This is a genomic window from Thermomonospora umbrina (assembly GCF_003386555.1).
Classification (GTDB): Bacteria; Actinomycetota; Actinomycetes; order Streptosporangiales; family Streptosporangiaceae; genus Thermomonospora; species Thermomonospora umbrina.
Window position 1 is genome coordinate 2,369,886 of sequence record NZ_QTTT01000001.1, and the last position, 13,385, is coordinate 2,383,270.

Below are 13,385 nucleotides of genomic sequence, written 5' to 3' on the forward strand. Positions count from 1 at the left end.
CACGACGGCGGCCGGTTCTCGTACGGAGGAAGGGCCGCCCGGCAATCCCTGTAACGACCGTCCGCATTCGACGCATGGTGTCCGATGGCCCAACGGCGACGAGTGCGTCGAAGTCCCCTCCTCCCCCGGCGAACGGCATCGTTCACCTCAGCAGCGCGGCCACCGCCTCGGCCGTGGCGGGATGCTCGACCAGGAGCGCGGTCACCCCGGTGCGGCCCCGGGTGCCGTAGCCGCCGGGGTCGGCCAGTCGGGGGGCAGGCCCAAGAGGGCGGCCACCGCGTCGCACGTGGCGGGGTGGGAGGCCAGGAGGGCTCCGGCCGGGCCGCCGTCGGGGACGGGGGCGGTCGGTGCGGCGGGGGATGTCGGGGCCGACCAGGGCGGGACCCAGGAGTCCAGCGCCGGCAGGGTGGCGGGGAACGTGCGGCCCGCCTCCCTGATCAGCACCGGGACCATCTCCGCCGCATGGTCCTTCAGCGTGGTGATCAGCTTCGGGAGCCACGGGAGCAGAACGGAGTCGGGAAGCCGGGCGAACGCCTTCGAGAGGATCTCCACCACGAGCGACGCGAGCGCGGGAGCGGGCTCCAGGGCCTGGACGAAACCGCTCAGGTAGAGCGGGAAGGACGGCACCACCAAGGGGTTGTCCAGCAGTTCGTCGCACCGCCGACGCAGCTCGTCCAGCGGGAGCAGACCCAGTTGCGTCTGCGCCGCCCACAGCAGGGCGACCTTGGCGGGGGACTCCGGATGCGACTGTTGGACGGCCAGTTCCAACTGGGTGTGGTCGCAGCCGAGGGACAGCGCCAGGCTCTCCATCCCGAGCAGGAACCCGAGCATCGCCGCGACCTGCCGTACCCCGGTGGCGTCGTCGGTGAACGCGGTCGGCAGCAGCGTGCAGTAGTGCGCGTAGCCGGCCGCGACGAACGCCCGGCACCACTCCGGCAGCTCCGGTGCGGTCGCCTGGTAGTGGGTGAGCAGCCGCCGGATCCGGCGCAGCACCTCGGGCGCGTCGTCCACCGTGCGTTCGGCGGCCAGCAGCTCGACCGCGCGGGCCCCCAGCTCGTCGGTGAAGCGCCGGCCGCCCAGGTAGAGAAGGGAGTCCTCCACGGCGGCGAGGGCGGTGGCGGCGGTCGCCCGGGGCCCGTGCACCGCCTTGCGGAGCCGCTGTTCGAGCACCTGCTCGAGGGTGACACCTTCGTAGCCCAGCTCGACGACGGCGCGCATGTTGCGGCCGATCGCCAGGTCCCAGCTCTCCTGGATGGCGCGTTCGCCCAGGCGACGCGAGCCCATGATGGGCCGGACGACGTCATCGGGCAGCAGTCGCCGCAGGATCCACAGCAGGTCCGAGCACGGCCGCAGGCGCGGATCGGTGTCCAGGTCGAGCAGCGCCCGCTGGATGGTGCGCTTCTCCAGGTCGAGGCCGAGCGGCGCGAGCCGGTCGAGCACGTCGCGGGCCAGCGGCGGCAGCGCGTCGTAGCCGACCTCGCCCACCCGGTCGCCGCCGAGCAGGATCTCGCACAGCCGCGCGATGTCACGGCGTCCCGGTACCGCGTCCTTCTCGATGCAGGTGACCGCCGCGTCCTGGAAGTCGTACGGCGTCGGCCGCCGTCGCCCCCGGACCCCGGCCAGCAGGATCGACGTCTCGTACACCGCGATGGCGTCGGCGGTGCTGGAGGCGTACCCGTTCTTGCGGGCCAGCCGCACGATGTCGACGCACCAGCCGAGCAGCTCCTGCTCGTCGAGGCCGTCCGGCGCGGGCGCGGTCGTCAGGAAGCCCGACAGCCGGTCGGTCACCGGCACGGGCTCGGCGGGCGGCCTCGCGCTCTTGGCGAGTGTCTTCCTCGTCCGCGCGCCGCCCAGCCGGAACGGCTTGAGGCCGCTGCGCCGCAACGCCTTCGTCCAGGTCGCGGCCGCGATCGACACCGAACCGGGCGCGAGGCCGAACTGCGCCTCGATCGCCGAGTGGCTGGACGGGATGAGCCCGTACTGCCAGCTCGTGGCCGTGCTGGGCGTGATCTCGAACGAGCCCGTCGCCCCGTGCAGCCCGAACTCCTCGACGCGGCTCGCCGCGTGGAACGCGCCGCACACGTACAGGCAGTCGGCGGGGTCCGCGCCGGAGGACGCCAGGTGCTCGCGCATCCGCGTCCACATGTACCGCTCGCGGTCCTCGTCGACGGTGGTACGGGCGGAGCCCTCCGGACGCAGCCGCCGGAACAGGCTGCCGATCAACACCAGCACCTGCCGGTAGGTGTCGTGGTCGGCGTCGATCAGCGGCTGCTCGACGTACTGGTCCCACCACTCCGACCAGTGCCGCACCTTACCGTGGTGGAGCAGGTGCTCCTCCAACTCGGCGAAACGCGGTCGCAGGTCGCCGATCTCGACACCGACCGCGTCGCCGTGCAGCCCCGCCTCCTCGCCCTCGCCCTCGCCCTCGCCCTTGCCCTTGCCCTTGCCGGCGGCCTCGTCGTCGCCCCCGCGCGGCTCCCATTGGAAGACGTGGTCGGTCGACCGGTCGACCAGCACCAACTCCACGCCGGGCGTGGTGAGCGCGTACGAGATCGCCTGGTACTCGGCGGACGCCTCGGTGATCGGCGCCACCACGCTGAGCGGCGCCCAGTCCGCCGGGAACCCGTCGAGGTCGGTGGCGAACGCCTGCAGCGCGACCGGCAGCGTGCAGTTGTGCAGCTCGTCCAGCAACGGCCGCATGTCCTCGCACAGCTCGAGGTAGACGACCTTCGGCCGCTTCTCCCGCAGCCGCCGCGCCATCGCCGTCGCCGAGGACGGCGAGTGGTGGCACACCGGGAAGATCTCCAACGGCTCGCGCAAGGCCCGATCGACGTCCTCGACCAGCCCTCCGAGGATCTCCGCCACCGGCCCGGCCCCGAACCGCTCCGCCGCCCCGAGCAACTGCTCCCGCAACCCCCCGAACGGCCCCACGTCCACCTCCATCCCCCCCACCGGCCCGACCACGGCCCCACTCCCCCCATCCGTCACGACCCCGGCCACAACCCCCGCCGCCACACCAGCCTCCACACCAACGTCCGCCCGACCACTCCCGGCAACGACCCCCGCCGCGGTCACGTCGACGGTCAACGAACCACCCGCACCGCCAGCCCCTGGACCGGCCACGGCACCGTTCGCCCGACCACTCGCGGCAACGGCCGTCGTCGCGGGCGCGGCACCGGTCGTTGGGCCGGCTACGGAACGGGGGGCGTCGCCCGTCGCGCCGTCGGTCGTCGGGGGGGTCACGACAGCTTCGCCAGTGCTTCGCGGCCGCCCTGCAGGAAGCCCTGCCACTCGCCCTCCTCTTTCTTGCTGCGGGGTTCGACGACGCCGTGCCAGAACTTGTTGAGGATGGCCAGGTCCTCCGGGGTGCGGCGGGCCAGGGAGCCGACCAGGGAGGACGCGAGCGTCTCGGCGCGCAGCTCGCGTTCGCCGAAGAACCGGCTGTGCAGGATCGCGTCCTCCAGGACGCCGATCTGCTCGGCCGTCGACAGGGCCGACTCCAGCTTCTCGTCGTCGCTGCGGGCGGACGCGGCGGCGGCGCGCAGGTCGGCGAAGCTCTGCAGCAGCACCTCCAGCAGCGACGGCGCGACCTCCAGCTCGATCCGGTGCCGCCGCAGCAGCTCGGTGGTCCGGAACCGAACGATCTCCGACTCGGCCTTCTTGCTGGTCACCATGGGGATGCGCACGAAGTTGAAGCGCCGCTTGAGCGCCGAGGACAGGTCGTTGACCCCCCGGTCGCGGCTGTTGGCCGTCGCGATGATGGAGAAGCCGGGCTGGGCGAACACGGTGTTGTCGGTGTCCAGCTCGGGCACGGAGACGTACTTTTCGGACAGGATCGAGATCAGCGCGTCCTGCACGTCGCTGGTGGAACGGGTCAGCTCCTCGAAGCGGCCGATCACGCCCCGTTCCATCGCGGTCATGATGGGCGAGGGGATCATCGACTCCCGCGACTGCCCCTTGGCGATCACCATGGAGACGTTCCAGGAGTACTTGATGTGGTCCTCGGTGGTGCCGGCGGTGCCCTGCACCACCAGCGTCGAGTTGCGGCTGATCGCCGCCGACAGCAGCTCGGCCAGCCAGGACTTGCCGGTGCCCGGGTCGCCGATCAGCAGCAGCCCGCGGTCGGACGCCAGCGTGACGATCGAGCGCTCCACGAAGGTCCGGTCGCCGAACCACTTCTGCGGGATCTCCCGATCGAGGCCGTCGGAGCGCTCGGAACCCAGGATGAACGTGCGCACCATCCGCGGGCTCAGCCGCCACGAGAACGGCTTGTGCCCGTCGTCGATCGACTCCAGGTAGTCGAGCTCGTCGGCGTACTTGACCTCGGCCGGGGCGCGCAACATGTCGTCGGACATTCGGGGACTCCTCTACGGGTCATACGGGACGTGAGGTCTGGGCCTAGCCCAGGAAGGTCTTGAGTTCGAACACGAGCTTGTCGATGTGGCCGGAGATGACCGGCGTGCCGAGCTCCTTGAAGCGCTGCCGGAACCAGGGCTCCACGTTCTGCCGCCCGGAGCTGTTGACCGACCCGACCGGGATGAATCTCACCCCGGAACCGTGCACGGCCTTGATCCCCTCCAGCAGCGGTCGGGAGCGGTCGAACTCGTAGAAGTCCGAGATCCACACCATGACCGTGTTGCGCGGGTCGGTGATCTTCGGGCGCGCCATGGCCATCGCGACCGGCCCGTCGTTGCCGCCGCCGAGCTTGGTGCGCAGCAGCACCTCGAACGGATCGTTCACCCAGGGGGTCAGGTCGATCGCCCGGGTGTCGTAGGCGATCAGGTGAACGTCGACCTTGGGGAGCCCGGCGAAGATGGACGCCAGGATGGTGCAGTTGACCATCGAGTCCACCATCGACCCGGACTGGTCGACCACCACGATCATCCGCGCGGGCGTGCTGCGCTTGGCGGTGTGCTTGTAGAAGAGCCGGTCGACGTAGAGCCGTTCGTCCTCGGGGCTGTAGTTGACCAGGTTCTTCCAGATCGTGCGCTCGAGGTCGAGGTTGCGGTACACCCGCTTGGGCGGCACGCTGCGGTCGATCTTGCCGGCGCCGGCGTGCTCGACCCGCGTCCGCAGCACCTCGGCCACCTCGTCCACGTAACGCCGGATCAGGCCCTTGGCGTTGGCGAGCGCCTCGCCGGAGAGGTTGTGCTTGTCGCGCAGCAGTTGCTCGATCAGGGACATGCTCGGGGTGAGCTGCCGGGCCAGCGCCGGGTCGGCCAGCACCTCGCGCAGCCGCATCCGGGACACCAGGTCGCCTTCGAGCTCGCCGAGGATCCGCTTGAGCTCACCCTCGTTCACGTCGAAGCCCTGCCCGGGCCCGCCGCCCGAACCGCGCCCGGGATCGGGAAGGCGCAACCCGGCCGCCGACCGCCCACCACCCACGCCTTCACCTTCACCCGCGCCCGCACCCGCACCGAACCCTTCCGCGCCCAGGCCAGGGCTCGTGCCGAGGGCGCGTCGCAGCCATTCGGCGTCGCGCTGCCAGGCGGCGAGATCGCTCGCGGTGACGTTGCCGCTGCAGGTACAGAACACGTTCACCAGCAGCTTCGACACCAGCGCCGTACGCCGCACCCGATCACCACCCCCCGCGCCGCCCTCACCACCGCCCGCACCACTTGCGGCGCCCTTCCCATAGAACGCGCCGCCCTCATCGCGGGTCGTGTCGGCGGGAGCGGGGGCGAAGGGGTCGATGATCTCCGGCTCCAGCTCGGGGAACCGCTGCAGGAGGGTGTCGACCGAGATGCCCGGGTCGAGCAAGGCTGCGGGCAGTCCGCGCTCCTGCACGATCGCCATGCTCGCGTTCTCCAGCGCGGGCTGTTCCTCGGCGTGGAACACCCGCCCCAGCAGCCGCCAGAGCAGCACCTGCCGGCGGACGTCGTCGTTCTCGCTCTGGTTCACTTCCGCAGCAGCCTTCCCGCGCGTTCGGTGAGGACGGCCACGGCGTCGCCGGCACGGGCCTGGGCCTTGACGACCTTCGGGTCGGTGGGGCCCAGCGCCCAGTCGCCGTTGTGCGCCTCGACCGGTTGCCGCTTCACGGTGCTCTGCACGGCCAGCGGTTGCAGCGTCCACCGCCCGGCGTCCCAGCGGAGCAGGCCGAGGCACGCCGTGGACGCCTTGACGAGTTGCTCGGTGAGCGGGCCGCTCGGCGGCAGCCGGTCGAGGTCGATGGCGAGGGCCTCTCCGTTCAGGTCGAACGTGCCGTCGCGTCGGACCTTGTAGCCCTCGACCAGCACCGGCTCGGCGATGCGCACCGGATGACGGTCGAGCGGCGCGACGGCCGGGGCCACCGCGTCGGGGAGCCGGACACGGGCCGTCGCGAACGGGTCGGCGACGTCTCCCGTCTGGGCGCGTTCCTCGTCCCAGAGCAGGTCGCCGCCGGCGGTCAGGGGCATGTCGGAGACGTCCATGGCCCGATGACCGGCGAGGGCCGCCAGCAGCGTCGGGTACGCCGACAGGAGCCGCCACACCGAAGGGCCGAGGATCGTGTCGACCTTGGCGGCGGCGACGGCGACGCGGACGAGCCGTACCGGCCCCTCCCCGTGGGGCTCCAACACCGCGTGCACCTGTGCCTGAACGGTCGTCCCGTGCTCGTGGACGTCGACCCCCAAAGGCAGAAGCCGTCCGGACACGGCGGTCGTGCCGCCCGTCCAGCTCCCCGAGTGCGCCAGCAGCACGGCCCGCGTCCACAGGTCGGCCCAGCGGCGTTCCGGGAGCCGTTCCATCGTCGCGACCGGGCACGAGGCGCGCAGCTCGGCCGCGAGGCCGTCCAGCAGCACGGCGAGGCGACGCAGCCGCGGCTCGGCCCACAGCGCCTCGAGCGGCTGGTCCGCGGCCGACACCAGGCCGTCGTCGACGCCGAGCCAGCCCGCGATGGCCAGCTCCTGCAACCAGGACCGGGCTCCGGCGAGCGGGCCGGCGGGCACCGGCTCCGGAGGCGGCGGATCGGCGGGACGTTCCTCCCACGCGGAACGGGACCGGCCGAGGGCGTCGTCGAGCCCCGCGAGCAGCGCGTCGTGCACCGAGCCGAGGATCGCGGCGCGCGCCCCCGCCGGCGCGGACAGCTCCGTGACGCCGATGGAGCCGGCGGCGAGCTTGCCGATCGCGTCCGCCGACACCGTGCCCAGCGGGGAGGCTCCCACCGCACCGGCCAGCGCGTTGAGGGACTCGGTGTGCCGTGGGCCGAGCCGGGCGAGGCCGTTGGCGAGCGCGGCGTCGAACCCGGCGACCACCTGCAACGCCTCCACGACGCCGGGCGGGGTCCGGACGGCCGCCTCGAGGTGTGCTCCCTGCATCAGCGGACCGCCCCCAAGGCCGGGAACCAGTGCATCTCAGCGAGGGGCTCCGGGCTCGCCGGAACCTCCAGATAAGTCAGGTGACGCAGGAATCGACTGAACACCACGGCGGCCGGGGCCTTCTCATGGGAGCCCCGGAGCAGCGAATCCAGGTCGTCGCCCTCGGAGGCCTCGACTTTCAAGTAACGCGCGACGCGTTCGAGGCCGTACTGCCTGACCGCCTCATCGACCAACGCCTGGAGATGTTTGCAGCGATAGCCGCCCCCGACCCCACCGCACGGCCGATTGTTGTTGGTGCTGCAATTGAAGTCGTGCGTCTCCGCCGCGATCGACGAAACGTACACCCGGGCGATGTCCGAACCGCTCGACACCACCCCCTGCAATCGGCCGTCCGCCAGCTCGACGAACGGCACCTTGACCAGCTTGCGCGGTTGGACGGGCGGCACCACGCGCACCGCGCTCCGTTCCTCCCACCCGGCCTCGCCGGAACTCATGCGTCTCGACCTCCACCCTCGCGGTTCGTCGGATGTCGATAGTTCTATCGGTCGCCTACGACAGAATCCGGCGAGCCCCGCAAACGGGCGGCCGACATGAGAGTTCGTTCATTGTTCGGGGCTGTGAATGCGCTTTCGAGGCCGTTCACCATGGCGCGCGGCCCCTAGGGTCCCGGCATGGACGGGATGATGGGCACGGTCGGCACCGCCGTGGGAATGTTCGCCGGCACGAACGTGGACGACCTGATCGTCCTGACCGTTCTGTTCCTGGCGTCGCGCGCCGGTGGGCGTCCCCGCGTCTGGCAGATCTGGGCGGGGCAGTACGCGGGGATCGCGGTCCTCGTCCTCGTGTCGCTCGTCGCCGCGTTGGGCCTGACGATCGTGCCGGACGACCGGGTGGGCCTGCTCGGGCTGGTGCCGTTCGCGCTCGGCGTGCGCGGGCTGCTCCGGGCCCGGGGGACGGACTCCGACGACTCCCCCGCCGTGGCCACGGGCCTGCTCTCGGTCGCCGGGGTGACGATCGCCAACGGAGCCGACAACATCTCGGTCTACACACCCGTGTTCCGAACGATCGGCGCGGGACCGGTGGGCGCGACCGTGGTGGTCTTCGCGGCGGGGGTGGCCGTGTGGTGTCTGGCCGCCTCGTGGCTGGGCTCCCACCGGAGGGTCATCGCGGTCATCGAACGCCACGGCCGGTGGATCGTCCCGGCCGTCTTCATCGCCATCGGGACGGTCATCGTCCTGGAGTCGGGCGTCCTCTGACGGGCCCCGGGGGCGCGACGTTCACGCGCCCCCGGGCCGTTCACGAGAACGGGTCAGCGAACGTCGACGTAGTCGTTCGCGCTGGTGGTGGAGAAGTACCGGGGCGCACCCGGGTAGTACACGCGCCAGAAGCCGTCACGCTGGGCGGTGAAGGCCTTGCGGAACTGGCCGTTGGCGTTGGTGAGCATGGAGCCCTTCGAGACCCACTTCGAGGTGCCGCTCGCCCGGAACCAGAAGGAGACGCGGTGCCCGCTCAGCAGACGCCACGCGGATCCATTGTGGAAGGAGAGCTTGCCGGAGACCGTCACGGGACGGCCCTTGCGGACGGGCTCGGGTGTCGCGTTCACGGGGTTGATGCTGGTCCTGGCCTGGATGGCGAGCTTCTGGAGGCCCTGAAGGGTGCCGTTGAGGACGTTCGGGTTGCCCAGCGGGCTGCCCTCGGGATTCTGCGTGTACTGCCAGAAGGTGTGCGAGCGCCAACCTGCGGGCAGCGGGCCCGGGGTGGGGCCGTAGTTGGCGAGCCAAAGCGGGCTCTGGCCGAAGCCGGCGTTGTTGCCGGTGCAGGTCTTCCACCAGTTCGTCGTGGTGTAGATGATCGGGTACCGGCCGGTGCGCTGCCGGTAACGGTCGACGAACGCGCGGATCCAGTTGACCGACTGGGTCTTGGTCAGGTTGTAGCACTGGTTCAGCCCGTTGATATGGCCGTACGGGTTGTTCTCGATGTCGAGCACGCCCGGGAGGGTCCAGCCGTCCTGGGTCCAGCCGCCGCCGTGGTTGATGAAGTAGTCGGCCTGCCGCAGCCCGCCCGACTCGTGCGGCTGGGCGAAGTGGTACGCGCCGCGGATCATGCCGACCTTGCGCGCACCGCCGTACTGACCCGCGAAGTAGGGGTTGACGTAACCCTGCTCGGGCTTCGCGGAGGTGTCGGCGCTCTCCGTCGCCTTGACGAAGGCGTAGCGCACCCCGCTCTGCCTGAGCGCCGGCCAGTTGACCTTGTCCATCTGGTGGCTGGAGACGTCGACGCCCTTGAGCCCGGCGGGCACGCGCGCCGCACCGACACCCCCGCCGCTCGGATGGGGATCACCCGCACCCGCGTACGCCTCTCCCGGGCGCAGCTCTCCACCTCCCGGCGGGGACGGCTCGGCGAACGCGACGCCGGATGTCACGGCCGCGGTGGCGAGGCCCACGGCGACGAAGGCCGTCAGACGCTTCATTGGGTTCCAACCTCTCCTGGGGTCGTCCGATCCGGGCCGGCGACGAACGGCCGACGAGGCGGGCGAGGCGAGATCACGGCCTGGCGCGCCCATGCGACGACCACTCGGGGAGCGCACCCCACGAGATGCGTGCGGGAGCGACGCCGGGACCCGGTGAGCCAACACCTTACTGAAACAGATGTGACAAAAGGGGTGAAGCACCCGCGCACGCTCGGGCGGACCCACGGCCCGACACGCCGATACGTACCTCACGAGGTGTGGCCTCAGGGTAGGAAGGCCGCTCGGACCAGGGGCGATTCAGGGACGAATCCGGGCGGATCCCCGAGGTGGAGCAGGGCGTTGACGGGGCACGATCGAGGCATGGACAACGACACGAACACCACCGCCGAGACCACGGACACGCCGATCACGGACTCCGCCGCGCCCCGGATGAAGGAGCCCACCCGCCAACTGCGCCGTCCCGTCGAGGGCCGCCTGATCGGCGGGGTCTGCGCCGGGGCCGGCGACTTCCTCGGCGTCGACGCCAACGTCGTACGACTGATGCTCGGCGTCTTCACCGTCTTCGGCGGCTCGGGGATCGCCCTGTACGTCCTCGGCTGGCTGCTGATCCCGGAGACCGGACGCGACACCTCCATCGCCCAGGACGTCATCAACAAGAACCGCGACAACCCGAAGGTCCAGAACACCGTGGCCAAGACCCGGGACGCCTTCAACAAGACCATGGCCTCCCGCTGATCCCCGGCACACCCCACCCCGCGAGGAGGCCCCGCCACCGCCCACCCGGCGGCGGCCCACCGCCTCAGCGGCCGCCGCCCCCTGGGCCGTCATCACCCTCGCGCGCGTCCTCGATCACCTGCCGGACCTCGGCCCCCGAGGCCTCCGCCGTCGCCTGCACGGCCTCGGCAAGCCCACACTCCGGACCCCCGTCGCCCGCCACGGAACGTTCGCCGAACGCCTCCTCGGAACGCGCCCGAACACCGATGACCGGCTGCTCGACTCCGCCCCCGTCATCACCGCAGCCCCCCGCCCCACCGACCTCGGCGGGCGCGTCCACACGAGTCCACCCCGCCCCGTCCACCCCCTCATCAGACGACTCCACGCCGAAGCAGACCTCCCCGTCGGGCTCCGCCACCTCCGCGCCGGCCATCCCCCCGACCTTGGGCAAAGGCTCCGTGACACCCAACCCACCGTCGTCCGGCCCCTCCCAGGGCCCCCACACGGTGACCACCCCCACCTCACGACTCCCGTCCCCGCCCTCGGCCTGGTCGCCCTCCTCGGGCGAGGACCCGTCACCGAACGAGCCCCCGTCCTCGCCGTGAGCTTCGCCCACGAACGAAAGCCCGACCTCGGACGCAGGCTCGGCCACGGCTGGAGGCTCAACCTCGGGCGCGGATTCGGCCTTGGGTGCGGGCGCGGATTCGGGCGTGGGCGCGGATTTGGGCGCGGGCGAAGGCTCGGCCTCGGGCGCGGATTCGGGCTCGGCCTCGGGCGCGGATTCGGTGGAGAACGGGAGGGCACCTGCGGGCTCGGCTCCGTTCACGTGAGAAGGGTCCGCCTCCGGCGCGGGCCCTGTCGTGGGCTCTAGCCAGTGCGGCGGCGAGGACCCGTCCACGGCTGAAGACCCGCCCGCGACGTGGGCCGCTTGCGCGGAAGGGAGCCCGGCCTCGGGCGAAGGCTCGGTTTCGGGGGCGGCTCCGTTCGTGGGGGTGGGGGTGCGGGCGGCGGCGTCCGTGGTCGGTCGTACGGGGTGGGTCGTGAGGTCCGTGCTCGGCGATGACGGCGGGGGCGATGCGTTCGGGGTGTCGGCGTCGGTGGGCTTCAGCAGCGAGATGGCGCCAGGGGCGTCGGCGTCGAGGGGGTCGGGGGTGGGCTCCGCCGACCCGATGGCCACGGTGTCGGGGATGTCCGTCGCGACACCCCCGCCGGAGGGTCTGGTGGAGGGGGTCGCGCCGGTGCCGCCGGTCGGCTTGGAGGGGCCGCCCATCGCCGGGGTGTCCTGAGGGGCGGGGTCGGTCGCGGCCTCACGGGCGTTCGGGACGGGGTCGGCGGTGTCCTGGTCGGGGACGTCCGATGGCACGGGGGTCGAACGGCCGAACATCGAGGCGATGATCTCTCCGCGTACCGGCGTCCAGAGCATCGTGAGGAGGGTGGCGACGGAGAGGCCGACGACACCCGCCAGGGCCACCACCGTCTCCGGGCCGAGCACCTCCGCCGCGACGCCGCCGACGAGGATGCCGATGCCCTGGCCGGCGAGGATCCCGGACTGGGCGAGGCCGAACGCCTGTCCGCGGCCGGATGCGGGCACCGCGGCGACGAAGGCCGCGTTGGCCGCGAGTTGGTAGGCGCTCCCCATCCCGGACAGCGCCCAGAGCAGGATCACCGCCCATAGCGGCGGGTGCAGCCCGGAGCCGATCAGCGGCGCGCAGGCCAGGATCGACATCCAGCCCATGGCCCGGATGCGGTTGGACGGGCGGACGAAGCGGCTGAACACGAACGCCCCGACCACCATGCCCGTGGGCATCGCCGACATCAGCAGCCCCACGGTGACGGCCGTGCTCCCCGGGTAGGTGGCCGCGTACGGCGCCGCGAGCCCCTCCGGGATCACGTAGAACGCGCACAGCCAGGCGAACGACACCAGGGATCGCAGCGCCGGGTCGCCGAAGACGAGTTTCGCCCCGGCCCGCGTGTTGCGCCACAGCGAGATCCGTTCCTGGCCGCCCTCGCGGGGGGCCGGCCGGGGTTTCAGCCACAGCAGCAGGATCAGCGCCGACACGCCGAACGTCATCGCGTCGATGGCCAGCGCCTGGTACGTCCCGACCACCGCGACCAGCGCGCCCCCGGCGACGAAGCCCAGCATCTGGGTCGCCTGGTGGGTGATGTTGTTGATCGCGGAGCCCGCCACGTACCGGTCGCCGTCGAGGACGTCCGGCAGCAGGGCGGCGCGCGCGGCCGTGAACGGTGCGCCGAGCAGCACGGTCAGGAAGACCAGCACGCACAGCACCGGGAACGGCATCGCCTGCAACGCCATCAACGCGACCAGGGCCGCCCGCACGAGGTCGCAGACCACCATCACGGAGCGCCGCGGGAACATGTCCGCCAGCCCCGACAGCACCGGACCGCCCACGATGGGCGGCAGGTAGGTCAGCGCGTACGCGACGGCGGTCAGCAGCGGGGAACCCGTACGGTGGTACACGAGGACGGCCAACGCCACCTGGGCGAGTTGGTCACCGATGTAGGAGAACGCCTGCGCCAGCCATAGGGCCCGAAACTCGCCTATGGCGAAGACCTCACGATAGGTCGCCTGTCGCTCCAGCGGACGCCGGTGCCTGCCCGCCTGCCTTCCCGCCAAGACATCTCCAGTCTCCGTCCGTCCGGCGTTGGACGGCCCACCTCCCTATTAACTCACGCTGAGTTGCTTCCATGTGACCTTGCGTGCCCAATTCCTCGAAGCGATTACCGCCGCGGCCACACCCCCTCCCGCCGCCGTCCCAGCACCCTCACCTCGAGGACACCCGTACCGCCGTCCGAGGCCCCGAGGGAGCGCTCCCCGAGGGGGTCCGCTCCGTTCACCCCGACGGAGGGGCGGGGCCGATCACGGCGCCGTACCCGGCCTGGGTCCC

At 71.7% G+C, this 13,385-nt stretch carries 9 protein-coding genes; 2 read left to right on the plus strand and 7 right to left on the minus strand.

Annotated elements, in window-relative coordinates; genetic code table 11:
* Window positions 1-201 precede the first annotated feature (201 nt).
* From DFJ69_RS10430 to DFJ69_RS10450, 5 genes are all read right to left on the minus strand, one after another.
* The gene (locus tag DFJ69_RS10430; RefSeq protein WP_245974233.1) at window positions 202-2,964 is read right to left on the minus strand and encodes a DUF5682 family protein; all 2,763 of its coding nucleotides are present in this window, start codon (window positions 2,962-2,964) and stop codon (window positions 202-204) included.
* Between the two features lie 275 nt (window positions 2,965-3,239).
* Complete coding sequence (locus DFJ69_RS10435) at window positions 3,240-4,355, minus strand: ATP-binding protein (RefSeq protein WP_116022291.1); 1,116 nt, start codon at window positions 4,353-4,355, stop codon at window positions 3,240-3,242.
* Between the two features lie 43 nt (window positions 4,356-4,398).
* Window positions 4,399-5,796, minus strand: a complete 1,398-nt coding sequence (locus tag DFJ69_RS10440; RefSeq protein ID WP_425453417.1) for a vWA domain-containing protein — start codon at window positions 5,794-5,796, stop codon at window positions 4,399-4,401.
* 101 nt (window positions 5,797-5,897) lie between these two features.
* Window positions 5,898-7,295: a hypothetical protein gene (locus tag DFJ69_RS10445; RefSeq protein ID WP_211328575.1), complete on the minus strand. Its 1,398-nt coding sequence runs from the start codon at window positions 7,293-7,295 to the stop codon at window positions 5,898-5,900.
* On the minus strand, window positions 7,295-7,789 hold the full coding sequence (locus DFJ69_RS10450; RefSeq protein ID WP_116022294.1) for a hypothetical protein: 495 nt from the start codon (window positions 7,787-7,789) through the stop codon (window positions 7,295-7,297). The genes DFJ69_RS10445 and DFJ69_RS10450 overlap by 1 nt, the downstream gene beginning before the upstream one ends.
* A gap of 177 nt (window positions 7,790-7,966) precedes the next feature.
* On the opposite strand from DFJ69_RS10450, the gene DFJ69_RS10455 reads away from it, so the two are divergent.
* Window positions 7,967-8,551, plus strand: coding sequence for a cadmium resistance transporter (locus tag DFJ69_RS10455; RefSeq protein ID WP_211328576.1), 585 nt, complete (start codon window positions 7,967-7,969; stop codon window positions 8,549-8,551).
* Between the two features lie 53 nt (window positions 8,552-8,604).
* On the opposite strand, the gene DFJ69_RS10460 is transcribed toward DFJ69_RS10455, so the two are convergent.
* Window positions 8,605-9,765 carry a GH25 family lysozyme gene (locus DFJ69_RS10460; protein WP_116022296.1) on the minus strand — a complete coding sequence of 387 codons (1,161 nt, stop codon included), beginning with the start codon at window positions 9,763-9,765 and terminating at the stop codon, window positions 8,605-8,607.
* Between the two features lie 360 nt (window positions 9,766-10,125).
* Here DFJ69_RS10460 and DFJ69_RS10465 point away from each other — a divergent pair, with 360 nt between their 5' ends.
* Window positions 10,126-10,500 (plus strand): PspC domain-containing protein, encoded by a 375-nt coding sequence (locus tag DFJ69_RS10465; RefSeq protein ID WP_245974234.1) that lies wholly within the window; start codon window positions 10,126-10,128, stop codon window positions 10,498-10,500.
* A 64-nt stretch (window positions 10,501-10,564) separates the two neighbouring features.
* Here DFJ69_RS10465 and DFJ69_RS35470 read toward each other — a convergent pair whose 3' ends face one another.
* A complete protein-coding gene (locus DFJ69_RS35470) occupies window positions 10,565-13,114 on the minus strand; it encodes an MFS transporter (RefSeq protein WP_245974235.1) in 2,550 nt (849 codons plus the stop codon).
* Window positions 13,115-13,385: the final 271 nt, after the last annotated feature.

Coding starts and splice junctions, on each gene's coding strand:
- DFJ69_RS10435 (WP_116022291.1), bottom strand. CDS start 4,355: ATGTCCGACGACATGTTGCGCGCCCCGGCCGAGGTCAAGTACGCCGAC.
- DFJ69_RS10440 (WP_425453417.1), bottom strand. CDS start 5,796: ATGGCGATCGTGCAGGAGCGCGGACTGCCCGCAGCCTTGCTCGACCCG.
- DFJ69_RS10445 (WP_211328575.1), bottom strand. CDS start 7,295: ATGCAGGGAGCACACCTCGAGGCGGCCGTCCGGACCCCGCCCGGCGTC.
- DFJ69_RS10450 (WP_116022294.1), bottom strand. CDS start 7,789: ATGAGTTCCGGCGAGGCCGGGTGGGAGGAACGGAGCGCGGTGCGCGTG.
- DFJ69_RS10455 (WP_211328576.1), top strand. CDS start 7,967: ATGGACGGGATGATGGGCACGGTCGGCACCGCCGTGGGAATGTTCGCC.
- DFJ69_RS10460 (WP_116022296.1), bottom strand. CDS start 9,765: ATGAAGCGTCTGACGGCCTTCGTCGCCGTGGGCCTCGCCACCGCGGCC.
- DFJ69_RS10465 (WP_245974234.1), top strand. CDS start 10,126: ATGGACAACGACACGAACACCACCGCCGAGACCACGGACACGCCGATC.